General features: G+C 63.7%; 14 protein-coding genes and 1 tRNA gene. 9 read left to right on the top strand and 6 right to left on the bottom strand.

The genetic code is table 11. The features are described 5' to 3' along the window. Nucleotides 1-45: 45 nt before the first annotated feature. Nucleotides 46-1,230 carry a BaiN/RdsA family NAD(P)/FAD-dependent oxidoreductase gene (locus tag ACFOOR_RS00570; protein WP_343163694.1) on the top strand — a complete coding sequence of 395 codons (1,185 nt, stop codon included), beginning with the start codon at nt 46-48 and terminating at the stop codon, nt 1,228-1,230. On the opposite strand, the gene ACFOOR_RS00565 is transcribed toward ACFOOR_RS00570, so the two are convergent. Then, nucleotides 1,231-1,318: transfer RNA gene (locus tag ACFOOR_RS00565), tRNA-Ser, on the bottom strand. A 255-nt stretch (nt 1,319-1,573) separates the two neighbouring features. Here ACFOOR_RS00565 and ACFOOR_RS00560 point away from each other — a divergent pair. The 8 genes from ACFOOR_RS00560 (at nt 1,574) to mazG (ending at nt 9,854) form a co-directional block, all read left to right on the top strand. After that, nucleotides 1,574-2,335, top strand: coding sequence for a septal ring lytic transglycosylase RlpA family protein (locus ACFOOR_RS00560; RefSeq protein WP_343163695.1), 762 nt, complete (start codon nt 1,574-1,576; stop codon nt 2,333-2,335). A 79-nt stretch (nt 2,336-2,414) separates the two neighbouring features. Continuing rightward, nucleotides 2,415-3,548, top strand: a complete 1,134-nt coding sequence (locus ACFOOR_RS00555) for a D-alanyl-D-alanine carboxypeptidase family protein (protein WP_343163696.1) — start codon at nt 2,415-2,417, stop codon at nt 3,546-3,548. 3 nt (nt 3,549-3,551) lie between these two features. Further along, nucleotides 3,552-4,211, top strand: coding sequence for a dTMP kinase (tmk, locus tag ACFOOR_RS00550; protein ID WP_343163697.1), 660 nt, complete (start codon nt 3,552-3,554; stop codon nt 4,209-4,211). Next, complete coding sequence (locus ACFOOR_RS00545) at nt 4,208-5,245, top strand: DNA polymerase III subunit delta' (protein ID WP_343163698.1); 1,038 nt, start codon at nt 4,208-4,210, stop codon at nt 5,243-5,245. The genes tmk and ACFOOR_RS00545 overlap by 4 nt, the downstream gene beginning before the upstream one ends. Beyond that, nucleotides 5,232-6,014, top strand: coding sequence for a TatD family hydrolase (locus ACFOOR_RS00540; protein ID WP_343163699.1), 783 nt, complete (start codon nt 5,232-5,234; stop codon nt 6,012-6,014). The genes ACFOOR_RS00545 and ACFOOR_RS00540 overlap by 14 nt, the downstream gene beginning before the upstream one ends. A gap of 119 nt (nt 6,015-6,133) precedes the next feature. After that, a complete protein-coding gene (locus ACFOOR_RS00535; protein WP_343163808.1) occupies nt 6,134-6,865 on the top strand; it encodes an MBL fold metallo-hydrolase in 732 nt (243 codons plus the stop codon). Between the two features lie 387 nt (nt 6,866-7,252). Further along, complete coding sequence (locus tag ACFOOR_RS00530) at nt 7,253-8,998, top strand: beta-propeller domain-containing protein (RefSeq protein ID WP_343163700.1); 1,746 nt, start codon at nt 7,253-7,255, stop codon at nt 8,996-8,998. 64 nt (nt 8,999-9,062) lie between these two features. Continuing rightward, a complete protein-coding gene (gene mazG, locus ACFOOR_RS00525; protein WP_343163701.1) occupies nt 9,063-9,854 on the top strand; it encodes a nucleoside triphosphate pyrophosphohydrolase in 792 nt (263 codons plus the stop codon). Between the two features lie 3 nt (nt 9,855-9,857). Here the strand turns inward: mazG and hflX are convergent, their stop codons facing one another. The 5 genes from hflX to trkA are packed head-to-tail and all read right to left on the bottom strand — an operon-like array spanning nt 9,858 to nt 15,186. Next, complete coding sequence (gene hflX, locus ACFOOR_RS00520; RefSeq protein WP_343163702.1) at nt 9,858-11,159, bottom strand: GTPase HflX; 1,302 nt, start codon at nt 11,157-11,159, stop codon at nt 9,858-9,860. Beyond that, the gene (hfq, locus tag ACFOOR_RS00515) at nt 11,156-11,419 is read right to left on the bottom strand and encodes an RNA chaperone Hfq (protein WP_343163703.1); all 264 of its coding nucleotides are present in this window, start codon (nt 11,417-11,419) and stop codon (nt 11,156-11,158) included. The genes hflX and hfq overlap by 4 nt, the downstream gene beginning before the upstream one ends. 44 nt (nt 11,420-11,463) lie before the next feature. Continuing rightward, on the bottom strand, nt 11,464-12,387 hold the full coding sequence (locus ACFOOR_RS00510) for a D-amino-acid transaminase (RefSeq protein ID WP_343163704.1): 924 nt from the start codon (nt 12,385-12,387) through the stop codon (nt 11,464-11,466). A gap of 6 nt (nt 12,388-12,393) precedes the next feature. Further along, on the bottom strand, nt 12,394-13,803 hold the full coding sequence (locus ACFOOR_RS00505; RefSeq protein ID WP_343163705.1) for a potassium transporter TrkG: 1,410 nt from the start codon (nt 13,801-13,803) through the stop codon (nt 12,394-12,396). Nucleotides 13,804-13,812: 9 nt separating this feature from the next. Next, a complete protein-coding gene (trkA, locus tag ACFOOR_RS00500) occupies nt 13,813-15,186 on the bottom strand; it encodes a Trk system potassium transporter TrkA (protein ID WP_343163706.1) in 1,374 nt (457 codons plus the stop codon). Nucleotides 15,187-15,193: the final 7 nt, after the last annotated feature.

Below are 15,193 nucleotides of genomic sequence, written 5' to 3'. Positions count from 1 at the left end.
TCGCCGCTCTTGACGCGTGCGGTGCCAGCCCCGACAGCAGGCCGCATGTCAGACATCTTCGATACCCTTGTCATTGGTGCCGGTGCGGCCGGCCTGTTCCATGCCGCCCGCGCGGGCGAGCAGGGGTTGAAGACCTGCGTGATCGATCACGCTGCGAAGCCGGCGGAGAAGGTGCGCATCTCGGGCGGAGGGCGGTGCAATTTCACGAACATCCACACAGCACCGGAAAACTTCATCAGCGAGAACCCGCATTTCGCGAAGTCGGCACTGGCCCGTTTCACGCCATATGATTTCATCGAGCGGCTCGACCGGCGCGGCATCACCTGGCACGAGAAGACGCTCGGCCAGCTGTTCTGCGATGGGCGGTCGGCGGCGATCATCGACATGTTGCTCGATGATCTGCGCGCCTCGGGCGGCGTTCTGCGGCTGAACACCTCGGTCGTCTCGGTCGAGAAAACCGCCGGCGGTTTCCGCGCTGTCACGTCCGGCGGGTCCGTCGATTGCAGGAAGCTTGTGGTGGCCAGCGGCGGGCTGTCGATCCCGAAAATGGGCGCGACGGGCCTCGCCTATGACATTGCGCGCCAGTTCGGCCACGCGGTCATTCCGCCGCGCCCGGCCCTGGTGCCCTTCACCTTCGAGGGCCGCGACAAGGACGATTTCGCCTCGATCTCCGGTGTCGCCTGTCCGGTCACGGCGCGGAACACGCGGGCGCGCTTCGAGGAGGCGATGCTGTTCACTCATCGCGGCCTGTCGGGCCCGTCCATCCTGCAAATCTCGTCCTACTGGCGGGAAGGGGAGGACGTGACGATCAATCTGTTTGCCGGACGGGACGCGGTGGCGGAACTGACCGCGTTCAAGGCGGCCCATCCGATGAAGGCGCTCGCGACCGCGATGGAGGCCTTGCTGCCGAGCCGGCTCGTCTCGCTGCTGGCGGCGCGCGGTGAGTTGCCGGACATTCCGCGACTGGCCGATCTCTCCCATTCCGCAATCGAGGCGCTGGTCGAACGCCTCTCGGACTGGACGGTCAAACCCTCCGGCACGGAGGGCTGGCGCACCGCCGAGGTGACGGCCGGCGGGGTCGATACCGCCGGTCTGTCATCGAAGACGATGGAAAGCCGGACGGTGCCGGGCCTTTATTTCATCGGCGAATGCGTCGACGTGACCGGCTGGCTCGGCGGCTACAATTTCCAGTGGGCCTGGGCGAGCGCCCACGCAGCAGCGGGAGTGTGATGGCGGAGGAGGAGGGATTCGAACCCCCGGAACCTCGCGGTTCAACGGTTTTCAAGACCGCCGCAATCGACCACTCTGCCACTCCTCCGGCGCTCCCCATTAGCGGGGTCGGGTGCGCCCGCGCAACCGTGATGAACCGCCATCTGGCCTCGCGGCTTACTCTGCGATAACCATTTGCGGGGAGACTGGGGCCGGGCTTGCGCAATACGGGCGATGGTTCATGCGACTCAAAACCAAGGCAATCCAGCGGCTTGCGATCGTGTCTTCATGTGTGGCGGCAGCTGCGTGCGCGAGCACGCCAGAGCCACGACAGGCGTCCGTTCCGCAGCGCACGACCGCCGTCGTGCGTGCCGCGCCATCGCCAAGCGTCACCCCGCCGGCACGTCCGGGCGGGCGGATCGAGCCGCGGGTCGGCAATCCCTACCAGATCAACGGCCGCACCTATGTTCCGACGTTCGACGACAGTTATGACCGGACCGGGATCGCGTCCTGGTACGGGCCGGGCTTTCACGGCCGCCTGACCGCCAGCGGCGAGGTGTTCGACGAGAATCTCATGACCGCGGCGCACACCACGCTGCCGATCCCGAGCCTCGTGGAAGTCACGAATCTGGAGAATGGCCGGACCGTAGTTCTGCGTCTGAATGATCGCGGACCGTTCGCCGACGACCGGATCATTGATCTGAGCCGTGCGGCGGCAACGGAGCTGGACTTTATCGGCCAGGGGCTGGCGAATGTCCGCGTACGCTATCTCGGTCCCGTGGACGGGCCGGGCGTATCGGCACCGCCGGTGATCTTCACCGCCAGCAATACTGGAGACGACCCGATCGCGGCGCAGGTGCTGGCTGACATGCGCGCCAGCGGCGAGGCCGCGCCGCGCCTGGTCACGATCCAGGCCGGGTCCTTCACCGACCGCGACAATGCGCAGGCGCTTCAGGCCCGTCTGGAGCGGCGCGGCGAGGCGTGGATCGAGGAGGCCGTGGTGAACGGGCAGATGGTTTTCCGGGTCCTGCTGGGGCAGTGGGAGAACCGCGCCGAAGCCGAGATGACCCGCACCGCGCTGCGCACCGAGGGCATTTTCGACGCACGGGTGGTGTCGCTGCGCTGACGGCGGGGTTTACGCCGCATCCCCGACACGATTGTATCGTTCCAAGTCCCGGCCAACCGACAAAGGGAGTCGCTGCCCCGTGCGCGCCGTTCTTTCCGCCTTCCTGATTTTCGCTCTCGCGCCGCTCGCCGCGGCGCAGACCTTCGAAACCGAAGCCACTCACGCCGTCATCTACGATGTCGAGACCGACACCGTGTTGTGGTCGCACAATGGCGACGAGCCGATGCCGCCGGCGTCGATGAGCAAGCTGATGACGATATTGATGGCATTCGAGGCCATCGACGAGGGCCGGCTGTCGCTCGACGACGAATTGCCGGTTTCCGAAGAGGCGTGGCGGCGCGGCGGATCGGCGTCCGGGTCCTCAACCATGTTCCTCGACGTGAACAGCCGCGCGCGGGTGGATGACCTGCTGCGCGGGATTATCGTGCAGTCGGGCAATGACGCGTGCATCGTGATCGCAGAGGCGCTTGGCGGCACGGAAGCGAATTTCGCCGCAATGATGACCGACCGGGCCCGCGAGCTGGGGCTGACCAGCGCCAGTTTCGCGAATTCGACGGGTTGGCCGGACCCGCAGCAGCGGATCAGCGCGCTCGACCTGGCCCGTCTCGCGGCGATCATCATCGAGGAACACCCCGATCTCTATGAAATCTATGCCGAGCGCGAATTCACCTATAACGGCATCCGCCAGTTCAACCGCAATCCGCTGCTGGGCGTGTTCGACGGCGCGGACGGGCTGAAGACCGGCCACACATCGGAAAGCGGCTACGGCCTGGTGGGGTCGGCGGTGCGCGACGGTCAGCGCCGGATCATCGTGTTCAACGGCATGGGATCGGAACGCGCCCGCGCCAGCGAAGCCGAGCGGCTGATGCGGGCATCCTTCGCCGAATTCGCCGTCTACGACCTGTTCGAGGCCGGGGCCGAAGTCGGCCGGGCCGAGCTGTTCATGGGGCGCGAAGCCGATGTCGCCCTGGTCACGTCCGAGCCGATCTCGGTCGGCCTGTCTCGCGCCGCGCGGCGCGAGATGAGTGTCGCCGTGGTCTATGAGGGCCCGGTGCCGGCGCCGGTCGCGGAAGGCGATGTGATCGCCCATCTGGTTGTCGAGGCCCCGGGCTATGACACGCAGCGTTTTCCGCTGGTCGCCGCGGCGGGCGTCGATCGCAAGGGCATGTTCGGCCGCGCCGCCGATGCGCTCGTCCATCTGATCCGCGGCTGAATAATGTCGACAGGACTATTTATAACACTTGAAGGAGGAGAGGGGGCCGGTAAATCCACCCTCGCTCGAGCGCTCGCTCACCACTTCGCGAGGTATAATATTCGTGTCGATTTAACACGAGAGCCTGGCGGAACTTTAGATGCCGAACAAATTCGAAATTTATTGGTAAGTGGAGAAACCGGTCGTTGGTCGGTAATGGAAGAAACATTATTGTTATATGCTGCGCGCTCCAATCATGTGCGTAACCGCATATTACCAAATTTGAGGAATGGAACGTGGGTCATTTGTGATCGGTTTTTTGATTCTTCGATTGCATACCAAGCAAAGATTAAAACTAATGGTGAATATTGGAGTGAGTTTTTTCAGCTCCACAACATCGTTATGAGTGGTTTTGAGCCGCATGTTACGTTAATTTTAGATATCGATCCGCGTTTAGGGCTAAATCGCGCGCATTTTCGTGGCGAGACTCAAAGTAGGTTCGAAAAATTTTCGCTCGATTATCACGATCAAGTTCGTCAGGCGTTTCTTGAGGTCGCACAAACCTATCCACACCGGTGTCGGGTTCTAGACGCTAGCCGTCCTCAGCACGAAGTTTTTGTGGATGCTCTCAATCAAATTTATTCGCTTTACCCTGCAACTCGATCGCTCGAGTTTCAGAAATGAGTGAAACCGACCTTCCAGACGAACCCGATCGCCGGCCCGGATGCCCGCATCCGCGCGAGCGCTACGATCTCGCCGGGCATGAGGCGGCCGAAGCCGAGCTGGCGTCTGCGATCACGTCGGGCCGCCTGCATCACGGCTGGCTGATCACCGGTCCGTCGGGCGTGGGCAAGGCGACTTTGGCCTATCGCGCAGCACGGCGAATGCTCGGCGCGGCACCGGACGGTGAGGGGCTGTCAGCGAACCCGTCCGACCCGAATTGCCGCCGGATCGAGGCGCAATCCCATCCCGGTCTTCTGGTGATCCGTCGGCCGTGGGATGACAAGACCAAGAAGTTCAAGTCGGTGATCACCGTCGACGAGCTGCGCCGGGTCGGTGAATTCTTCTCGCTCAGTGCCGGGGCCGATGGCTGGCGGATCGCGATCGTCGACAGCGTCGACGAGATGAACCCCAATGCCGCCAATGCGCTTTTGAAATCATTGGAAGAACCGCCACGGCGGACGATCCTTTTCCTCCTGACCCACACGCCTGGAAAGCTGTTGCCGACCATCCGGTCGCGCTGCCGCCGCCTGACGCTGCGCGCGCCGGGCATCGACGCCACGGCGGCTTGGCTGACACGGCAAAGCGGTGTGTCCGATCCGCTGGACTGGGCGCGGCGCGGCAAGGGATTGCCGGGCGAGGCGCTGGCGATGGCGCGCTCGCCGGTGCACGACATTGCCGAGACCCTGGACGGTCTGCTGTCCGGCCTGCCTCGACTCGATGCGTCCCGGTCGCGTGCCCTGGCCAACCGGATGAACGGCAAGGACAAGGATGCCGCCCGCGACGCGTTCAATAGCCACATTCTGGCCTGGACGATGGAACGCGCACGCGCCTCCGGCCGGGCCGGGCAGGACCCCGAACCCTGGACCGCCGCCTGGCGCGACCTGAGGGCGCTTGCCGGGGCGGGCGAGGGGCTCTATCTCGACCCGAAACAGGTGGCGCTGAGCGCGCTTCACCGCTTGCAGGAAGCCGCCCGGACCGCCGATGCTGGTCGATAGTCACGTCAATCTGCATGGCGAAAGCTTCGCCGGGGACCTCGACGCCGTGATCGAGCGTGCGCGTGCCGCCGGCGTCGCGCGTATGGTGACGATCTGCTGCGAACTGAAGGATTTTCCTGCGGTTTCCGCGATCGCCGAACGATACGACGATATCTGGTGCACTATTGGTGCGCATCCGCACCACGCCAAGGACCGGCCGGACATCACGGCCGGCGAACTGGCCGAACTGGCGCAGCATCCGCGCGTGGTCGGAATTGGTGAGACCGGGCTCGACTTCCATTATGGCTATAGCCCCGAGGCCAACCAGGTCGCGAGCTTTCTGGCCCATGTCGAGGCGGCGCGCCGCACCGATCTGCCGCTGGTGATCCATACGCGCGAAGCCGACGCGATGATGGCGGACATCCTCGATGACGAGATGGGGAAGGGGGCATTCCGCCCGCTTTTGCACTGCTATACCAGCGGCGCGGATCTCGCGCGGCGCGGCGCCAGGCTCGGTGCCTACTTCTCCGCGTCCGGAATTCTTACCTTCAAGAAGGCGGAGGACGTGCGCGCCGTGTTCCGCGACATCGTTCCGGACGACAAGGTCATGATCGAGACCGACTGTCCGTATCTGGCCCCGGTGCCGCATCGCGGCCAGCGCAACGAGCCGTCTTTCCTGCCGGCGGTCGCCGACGGTCTCGCGGCGGTGAAGAACTGGTCGCGCGAAGAGTGCGAACAGCGCACGACGGACGCGTTTTTCGCGCTGTTCGACAAGGTTCCGAGGCCGTGATTATCCGCGCGACGATCCTGGGATGCGGGTCGTCCGGCGGCGTGCCGCGTCTCAATGGCGACTGGGGCGCGTGCGATCCTGCGAATCCGAAAAACTATAGAAGACGTTGTAGTTTGCTGGTGGAAGCTGCGGCAACGTCTGAGGCTTTTGGCGCGGGTGCAACCACGAATATCCTGGTCGATACTTCACCGGATCTGCGCGTCCAGATGCTGATGACGCGCACGACGCGGCTCGACGCGGTGCTGATCACGCATGACCATGCCGACCAGACGCATGGCATCGATGATCTGAGGCCCTTTGTCTACACGGCGCGTCGCCGCATGCCGGTCTGGATGACGGATTTAACGCGGCGCTCGCTCGAAACGCGCTTTGAATATGCGTTCAAGGGCAAGGGGCCGCATTACCATTCGATCCTTGAAGCCGTCGAATTGCCGCACTGGGGCGAGAGTTTCATGATCAGCGGTCCGGGCGGCAAGGTGCCGGTCACGGCGTTCGAGCTCGAGCACGGCAAGATCATGTCGGCCGGATTCCGCTTTGGCGCGATCACGTATTCGCCGGACGTGAACGGCGTGCCGGATGCGGCGTTCGACAGTCTGCGCGGCGCTCAGGTCTGGATCGTCGACGCGCTGCGCGAAACGCCACATCCGACCCATGCGTCTGTCAGTGACGCGCTCGGTTGGCTGGAGCGGTCCGGTATTCCCGAAGGCGTTCTGACGAACCTTCACATCGATCTCGATTACGATACGCTCGCCAGCAAGCTTCCAGAGGCTGTGCGGCCGGCCTATGACGGTCTCAGCGTTATGTGGAATGGCGAGAAACCACGCTATTCCACCCATCCATATGTCTCATAATATTCATTATGCGCCTTTGATGTCGGTGCGCATCGGAGCCATTGTTTGAATTGACGGCCCGCTCCCCTGCGGTTCCAATCGCTATTCCAGCGGTTTTCCGGGGGGCACATGCGTATCATCATCCTGCTCGCCATAATTGGCTGCGCCACCAGCGCGTGCGCGCATCCGCGTTCAGAAGTCTCAGGTGCACCAGCGGATCAGCCCTGGCCGCGACTGACGCAGTTCGGGTCAGACGAGGCTTTTGCCACTTGGGTGACCGAGGTTGAAAAAAACAGGCTAGCTGACGGTTATTGGTCGACACGCTTCAGGCCGATCCCGGACTTCCCGGACACGAAACAGGAAGTCTATCAACCGCCCTGCGATCCGCTGTACGAAAACTGCGATGACGTGAGATCCGAAGATTCGGTGATCGTCACGGGAAGCCGAATTGCCGGACCGATGACGTCGATCACCAACAATCAACACGCTGCGGTCGACGAAGGCGATGTCGTCAAGCGGATCGGAGACCACCTGATCGTGCTGCAGGATGGCCGCCTGTTTGCTGCCGCGATCCGGGAGGATGGTGAAGCCACCCTCTCCTTTGCCGACCGGATCGACGTCTATGACGATCCCGGGATCGACACCTGGTATGACGAGATGCTGGTGTTCGGCCGGCGCATTCTGGTGACCGGCTACTCATATGACCGCGCTGCCGCCGTGTACGAAATCGTCCGTCTCGACGAGGATGGCCGGTTCGAACACGAAGCGCGGTACCTGCTGGAGGGTAACGACTACTACAGCGGTGAGAACTACGCTTCCCGCATCGTCGGCAACCGCTTTGTTACCTACATGCGATTCGACTTCTGGCTTTTTCGCAACAGCGAATTGTCGCCGCTCCCGATAATCCGTAACGAAAATGAGAGCGCCAACCGGTCGTCCCATCCTTCCTATGCCGACATCTACATGCCGCTTCAGCATATCGAAGAGCCGACCATCTATATGATTTCGGTGTGCGACCTTTCTCGGGTCGAACTGGAAGGATTCGACTGTGAAACGACCTCAGTCGTCGCAGGCAATCATGCCGAATTTTACGTCACCGAAACCGATGCCTATCTCTGGACCGCGCGGTCCGACTGGGACATCGCCAACGAATTCGCCGCGCGCTCTCCGTTTGAGCTCGGTCTGGAGGCAAGGCGGTCGGATCTCACGCATCCGGTATATCGGCTGAATTTCGCGACCGGTGAATTGGCCGTTGCCCGCGTCGAGGGTACGCCGCCCAACCAGCTGGCGATCGATGGGACGGACGCCGACTTCCGTGCGCTGACAATCGTCGAATACCCCATTCAGGACGAGGAAACGGGGCGTATCAGAGACGAATTTCGGGTCGGGTATCTTTCGTTTGATTTGTCCGAATTCGACAGAGAGTTTCGTCCGGTACCGTTAGCTGCCTACACGCGGCTTCCCGACGTAGAGCATGGCTATCCCTATCTCGAGACCCGTTTCGTGGGGGATTGGCTGGTTTACGGTGAAGTCGATTCGTGGTCGCCGCCCCAGGACGATGATGAGCCATTGAACGGTTCGGTCATTTTTGTTCCGACGTCCGTACCGGCGGAGTTTATCCGGCTCCCGTTGGGCTTCTCTCCGCTTCGCGTTGACCAGGTCGACGGTCACCCCGTCGTTACCGGTTATCGCGATCAGGCCGGGCTGCGCGTGGGCTGGTTCGATCTCGACCCCCTTCCCTCGCTCGTATCTTCCGCACTGCTGGATGATCGCTACGAAAGCGAAAACCGGTCGCATGCCTTCAACGGAATCGGAGTGGAGGACAGCGCCATTCTCGGAATCCCGACGGTCCGCCGGCCGGAGGATGCCGGGCGCTGGTGGTGGGAGAGCGATGCCTCCGATCTCAGCTTCCTGACCTTCACGGAAAGTGCCGGGCTCGCAGACGCCGGCGAAATTGCCGGTTCGGAGAACAATGTCGCGCCGGACTATGCGTGCGAGGTGTCGTGCATCGACTGGTATGGCAATTCGCGGCCGATCTTCACGGATGGCCGCATTTTCGCGCTGTCCGGCGCGGAGATTGCCGAAGCGGAACTGGTGGACGGACAGATCCGCGAAATCCGCCGTGTGAACCTCACCGGAGCGACAGTGCGCTGACCGCGGCGTTTACACCGGGCGGTTGCTGGTCTAGCCGGAGACCTCCGCTTCGCAAGGCTTTCCCATGTCCGATACGCACGCCCTCGCCGACCTTCTTGCCGTCATGGCGAGACTGCGTGACCCGGAGACCGGATGTCCATGGGATGTGGAACAGACGTTCGAGACGATCGCGCCCTACACGATCGAGGAAGCCTATGAGGTCGAGGACGCGATCCGGCGCGGCGATCCGGCCGAGATCAAGGACGAACTGGGCGACCTTCTCCTGCAGGTCGTCTTTCATGCCCGCATGGCCGAAGAAGCCGGCCTGTTCGATTTCAACGATGTCGCGGCGTCGATCCGCGACAAGATGATCCGCCGCCATCCGCACGTCTTCGGCGACGCGTCCTACGCCAATTCGACCGAGCAGACGCAGGCCTGGGAGGAGATCAAGGCGGCCGAACGCAAGGACACAAAGGGCGCGGAAAGCCTGCTCGACGATGTACCGCTCGGCCTCCCTGCCCTGAAGCGCGCGCAAAAGTTGCAGAAGCGCGCCGCGACGGTCGGGTTCGACTGGCCGGATGCGGAACGGGTCTGGGACAAGGTCGAGGAAGAACTGGCCGAAGTGCGCGAGGCCGCAGCCAGTGGTGATGCCGATAAGACCGCCGAGGAAATCGGCGATCTGCTTTTTGTTATCGTGAATTACGCGCGAAAGCTGAAGCTTGACGCGGAATCCTCTGCGCGGGATGCGAACGCGAAGTTCGAGCGCCGTTTCCGGCATATCGAACAGCGCCTGTCGGAAGCCGGACGCAAGCCGGAAGACACGACGCTCGACGAGATGGAAGCGCTCTGGGTCGAGGCCAAGAGGCTCGAACGCTGACGCTCAGAATTCCCGGCCAAGCTCCGGGAAGGCCACGGCGAACCGGCCCGCATCTTCCGGGGTCAGCCGCACCGTCATCGAGATCGCACCGGTTTCGCTGTTCGACGTCTCGCGCAGCACTGCGCCATGTCTGTGCAGCCAGGCATGGGCCTTGCCCTCTCCCGGCCCGAGTTCGACGGTCAGCACGCGCGCCCGTTCGAGCAGCGCCCGCTCGATCGCGGCCATGAAGCGTTCCGTGCCCTCGCCGGTCAGGGCCGACATGGCGATGGTCTCGAACACGCCCTCGCCCTTTTTCGGCGGGGCCTCGTCGAGGTCGTCGTCCCAGAGATCGATCTTGTTGAAGACCTCGATCACCGTCTGGCCGTGATTCACGCCGGCTTCGAGATCATCGAGGATTGTCTCGACCGCCGTGCGGTGAAGGTCGAAATCGGCCGCTGAAACGTCCATGACATGGATCAGGACATCGGCATCCCTCACCTCCTCCAGCGTGGCGCGGAAGGCGGCAATCAGTTCGGTCGGCAGGTCGATGATGAAACCGACCGTGTCGGACATCAGCGCCTTGATCCCGTTCGGCGTCTCGAACGCCCGGACCGTGGTGTCGAGCGTGGCGAAGGGCATGTCCTTGGCCAGAACGCTGGCGCCCGTGATCCGGTTGAACAGGGTCGACTTGCCGGCATTGGTGTAGCCGACGAGCGCAACGAGCGGATACGGCACGTCCTGGCGCTGCTTGCGGTGCAGCGCGCGGGTCCGGCGGACGTCATCCAGTTCGCGGCGCAACTTGGCCATCTTGTCGTCCAGCAGGCGCCGGTCGGTCTCGATCTGGGTTTCGCCCGGACCGGCGAGGAATCCGCCGCCGCCGCGCTGGCGTTCGAGGTGGGTCCAAGTGCGCACCAGGCGCGAACGTTCATAGGCGAGCCGGGCCAGTTCGACCTGAAGCCGCCCTTCCTTGGTCCGGGCGCGCCGTCCGAAGATTTCAAGGATCAGTCCTGTCCGGTCGACGACCTTGACGTTCCATGTCTTCTCGAGATTGCGCTGCTGGACCGGGGAGAGCTTGGCATCGACGACGCAGACCGCGGCGTGCTCCTCCTCCAGTTTCAGGCGGATCTGTTCCGCCTTGCCGGATCCGAAGAAGCGCCCGGGATCAATGGCGCGGACATGGGTGACATCGCCGCCGGCGAGTTCAAGGTCGAGCGCTTCAGCGAGACCGCACGCCTCCTCGAGGCGTGCCTGGACGTCATAGGTCCGCCCGCTGATCTGCGGATGGATGACGTAAACCCGGTCGGCCGGCGTTTCGGTTTCGATCAAGCCTCGCCGTCCTGATCACCGTCATCGCGCTCGCCCTCGAACAGAGAGACGGGTTGTGACGGCATGATGGTCGAAATCGCGTGCTTGTAGACCAGTTGGGACTGGCCATCGCGGCGCAGCAGCAGGCAGAAATTGTCAAACCAGGTGACGATGCCCTGCAGCTTCACACCGTTGACCAGAAAGATGGTCAGCGGGGTCTTCGATTTCCGGACCGCGTTCAGAAACACGTCCTGCAAATTTTGTTTTTTTTCCTGGGACATGCCTTCTCTCCCCGCGACTCGCGCGGCTCACACTCTCAATGGCGTCAAGGTATACGCCGCTTCGCCTTGCGCGCAACCAGTGGACCGGCCGCTCGATGGTGCAGCGCAACAGAATTTTGCCGCGCTGCGGAAAGATAGGCCTTTCGCAGGCCCATGGCCACCGGACCCGGCTTGCCGTCTCCGACCTTGAGCCCGTCGATGGTGACAACGGACGTCACATGCGCCGAGGCGGAGGTGACAAAAGCCTCCTTCGCCGCCAGTGCTTCGTCGCGGGTGAAGGCGCGTTCCTCGAAGGCGAGCTTCTCGCCGCTGGCTGCATCGATGACGGCCAGCCTGGTGATCCCGTTGAGGATCGAATTCGACGCCGCGCGCGTGACGAGCACATGGTCCGGAGTCACGATCCAGGCGTTCGAGGACGAGCCTTCGGTGATCGTTCCGTCCGGATCGATCATCCATGCCTCGCCGGCACCGGCCTCCTTCGCGGCCTGCTTGGCGAGGGCGTTCGGCAACAGCGACACAGTCTTGATGTCCCGCCGGCCCCACCGGATGTCCGGCAGGGTGATGACGCCGATTCCCCTGGCGGCCTTGGCCTCGGCGGCCGCCAGATCAGTGCGCTTGGCCGTGATGATCACGGTGGGCAAGGCGGCGGGCGTTGGAAAGGCGTGGTCGCGCGGGGCCACGCCGCGCGAGATCTGCAGATAGATCAGACCGTTGCGCAACCGGTTGCAGCGGACAATCTCGTGCAGGACGAGGGTCAGCGCGGCATCGCTCATCGGCACCGCGATGCGAAGTTCACCGAGCGAGCGGCGCAGGCGTTTCAGGTGTCCTGGCAGATCGAGCAGCCCCCCTGCCCGCACCGCCCAGACCTCATAGACCGCGTCGGCGAACTGGTTGCCCCGATCCTCGATATGAATGGCGGCGTCGGCATGCGGCAGATAGGCACCGTCGACATAGGCAATGCGGGGCATGAGACGTCAGTCCTTTCGCAGGATGGCAAGCAGCGCCGCGGCACCGGCCATGATTTCCAGCCGCCCGAGCACCATCACGACGATGAACAGAATCTGGTTTGGCGTCGAGAAGACGGCCCAGCTTTGCCCGCCCTCGGCGCGATCGAACAAGGGGCCCGCATTTGCTATCGCGGCCATCGAGGCGGTCCAGCCCTGTTCGAAGCCGTCGCCGAGCGCGGACCCGATCACCGTCGAGATCGTCACGGTCGCGACGAAGGCCAGGACCGTGGTCCAGAGCGCGGTGAAGCCGCCGCTGCGCGCATCCTTGTTGCGATAACGCATGTTGAGCACGCTCGATGGGTGCGACAGCCGGCCGAGATCGGTAAAGATCTGGCGCCATAGCAGAACAAAGCGCGAGACCTTGATCCCGCCCGTGGTCGAGGCAGCGGATCCACCCACGAGCGCGACAAACAAGGCGGCGACGGGCAGGAAGCCGCTTTCGGCGCTGGCGGTGAACCCCGTCGTGGTGATGGCGAAGATGGCCTCGGCCAGCGTCGAGAACGGGTGCGCGGCATCGACTGACACCATCGAGATACCCCAAAGCGCGAACAGGAGTCCGAAGAAGCCGATCATTTCGGGGTCGGGCCGCCAGTCATGGCCGCGATTGAAGGTCCACACGACCGCGATGTTGATCGACGCCACGAGGCAGGCCCCGCACAGCACGACAGTGGCCATCGCCGGATAGTGGACCGTCAATGGCCCGCCCACCGGGCTGTAGCCTCCGGTCGAGAGTACCGAAAGCGACAGGCAGAGCGCATCAAATGCCGGCACGCCGGTGATCAGCAGCAAGACGAAGCAGCCGAGTGTCAGAAGCGCGTAGACCGCGAATATGCGCCCCGCCGCCACGTGCAGGTGGGAAAAGACGTTCTCCGGGTCGATGGTCAGGAGGATGGTCTTGCGGAGCTGCTGGGCCCCGCGATCGAGCACGGCCAGGAGGCCTGCGGCAAACACCAGTGTTGCGAACCCGCCGGTGAAGCTCATCACGCAGCGCCACAGGACGATTTCGCGGCCGGCGTCATCCGGCGCGAGCAGGATCGCTCCGGTCGTCGTCAGTGCGGAATAGGATTCGAACACCGCGTCCATCGCGGTGAATTCCGGGACCAGCAGCGCGAATGCCGGAGCGGCGAACAGTGGCGAGATCGCCCAGGCAAGCGCGACGAACGCGGATACGTCGGCGCTTCTTGTGCGCGTTCCCGACTGGCTGGTGGCGAGCGCGACAACCCCGCCGACCAGAAGCGGAACAAGCGCCGTCACGGCATAGGCCACCGCAGCCGCCATCAGCGAAAACACCAGTGCCAGGAGACTGGCGGCGATCATGAAGATGCCGAGAGCGATCCAGCTGAGCCCCAGGGGCCGGAGAAAGGCGAGGCTGTCCACGCCGGAACGTCAGAAGTATTCGAGGCTGACCCGGAACAGCTGCTCGACCTTGGTCACGAGCGCTGTTTCCGCGAACAGGAGGACGCGGTCGTTTTCCCGGATGGTCTCCCCGTCGCCCGGCATCAGAACCTTGTCGCCCCGGACCACCGCGCCGAGGGCGACCCCGTCGGGCAGGTCCATTTCGTCGATCGACTTGCCGACGAGCGGAGACGTTGCCAACGCCACGCCCTCGAGGGCCTCGGCCTTGCCGCCGCCAAGAGACTGCAGGCCGGTGATCCGGCCGCGGCGGATATGCTGGAGGATGGTCGAGACGGTCGTCGAGCGCGGGTCGATGAAGGCATCGATCTCGAGCGGTTCACGCAGGTCGGCGAAGGCCTGTTCATTGACCAGGCAGATGGTTCGGGCCGCCCCTTCCCGCTTGGCCATGACAGCGCTCATCAGATTGACCTTGTCGTCATTCGTGACGCAGACGACCAGTTCGGCCCGGTCGGCTGCCGCCTCACGCAGCAATCCCGGCGAGAGGCCGTCGCCATGAAGCACCACGGTCTTGCGCAACTGGTCCGCAGCGGCCTCGGCCTTTTTCTTGTCGGCCTCGATCAACCGGACCTTCAACCCGCCCAGGCGTTCCAGCGAGCGGGCCACGTAGACGCCGATATTGCCTGCGCCGACGATGACAACGCGCCGCACCTTTTCGCTGGCACGGCCGAAGATGTCGAGCACGCGATCGAGCCGGGCAGGCTCGATGACCAGATAGGCCTCATCTCCCGCCAGGATCGGGTCGGAGCGGTCGGGAATGAACAGCTTTCCGTCGCGGTCGATGCCGACAAGCGTCAGGCGCAAATCCGGGAAAAGTTCACGCAACTGGTCCGGCGAGGATCCGGCGACCGGCGAATTCTCGTCGACCTGAAGTCCGAGAAGCTGGATCCGGCCGCCTGCGAAGAGGGCCGTCGTGAAGGCACCGGGTGTCTCGACGCGCTGCAGGATGGCGCGGCCAACCTCCAGTTCCGGCGAGATCACCACATCGATCGGCAGATGCCCCGTGGTGAACAGATCGCGCCAGGCCGGCTCCAGATAGCTCTGCGCCCTTACGCGGGCGATCCGCATCGGCGTATTGAACAGCGAGTGGGCCACCTGGCAGGCGATCATGTTGGTTTCGTCGGAATAGGTCACGGCGACGAGCAATTCCGCATCGGCGGCCCCGGCGCGTTCCAGCGCGTCGGGGTGCGAGCCGTGCCCGACGATGCCGCGCACATCGAGGTCGGTGGTGACCTTGTTGATCAGCTCGGCCGACCAGTCGACCACGGTCACCGAATTGCCTTCACGCGACAGGGCGCGGGCGATCCCGTATCCAACGCGGCCCGCGCCGCAAACGACAGCTTTCATCGGAAAT

Source organism: Hyphobacterium vulgare, assembly GCF_042643335.1.
GTDB lineage: Bacteria > Pseudomonadota > Alphaproteobacteria > Caulobacterales > Maricaulaceae > Hyphobacterium > Hyphobacterium vulgare.
This window is presented reverse-complemented; position numbering and strand designations above follow the sequence as displayed.

Coding starts and splice junctions, on each gene's coding strand:
- hfq (WP_343163703.1), bottom strand. CDS start 11,419: ATGTCCCAGGAAAAAAAACAAAATTTGCAGGACGTGTTTCTGAACGCG.
- ACFOOR_RS00545 (WP_343163698.1), top strand. CDS start 4,208: ATGAGTGAAACCGACCTTCCAGACGAACCCGATCGCCGGCCCGGATGC.
- ACFOOR_RS00540 (WP_343163699.1), top strand. CDS start 5,232: ATGCTGGTCGATAGTCACGTCAATCTGCATGGCGAAAGCTTCGCCGGG.
- ACFOOR_RS00570 (WP_343163694.1), top strand. CDS start 46: ATGTCAGACATCTTCGATACCCTTGTCATTGGTGCCGGTGCGGCCGGC.
- mazG (WP_343163701.1), top strand. CDS start 9,063: ATGTCCGATACGCACGCCCTCGCCGACCTTCTTGCCGTCATGGCGAGA.
- trkA (WP_343163706.1), bottom strand. CDS start 15,186: ATGAAAGCTGTCGTTTGCGGCGCGGGCCGCGTTGGATACGGGATCGCC.
- tmk (WP_343163697.1), top strand. CDS start 3,552: ATGTCGACAGGACTATTTATAACACTTGAAGGAGGAGAGGGGGCCGGT.
- ACFOOR_RS00510 (WP_343163704.1), bottom strand. CDS start 12,387: ATGCCCCGCATTGCCTATGTCGACGGTGCCTATCTGCCGCATGCCGAC.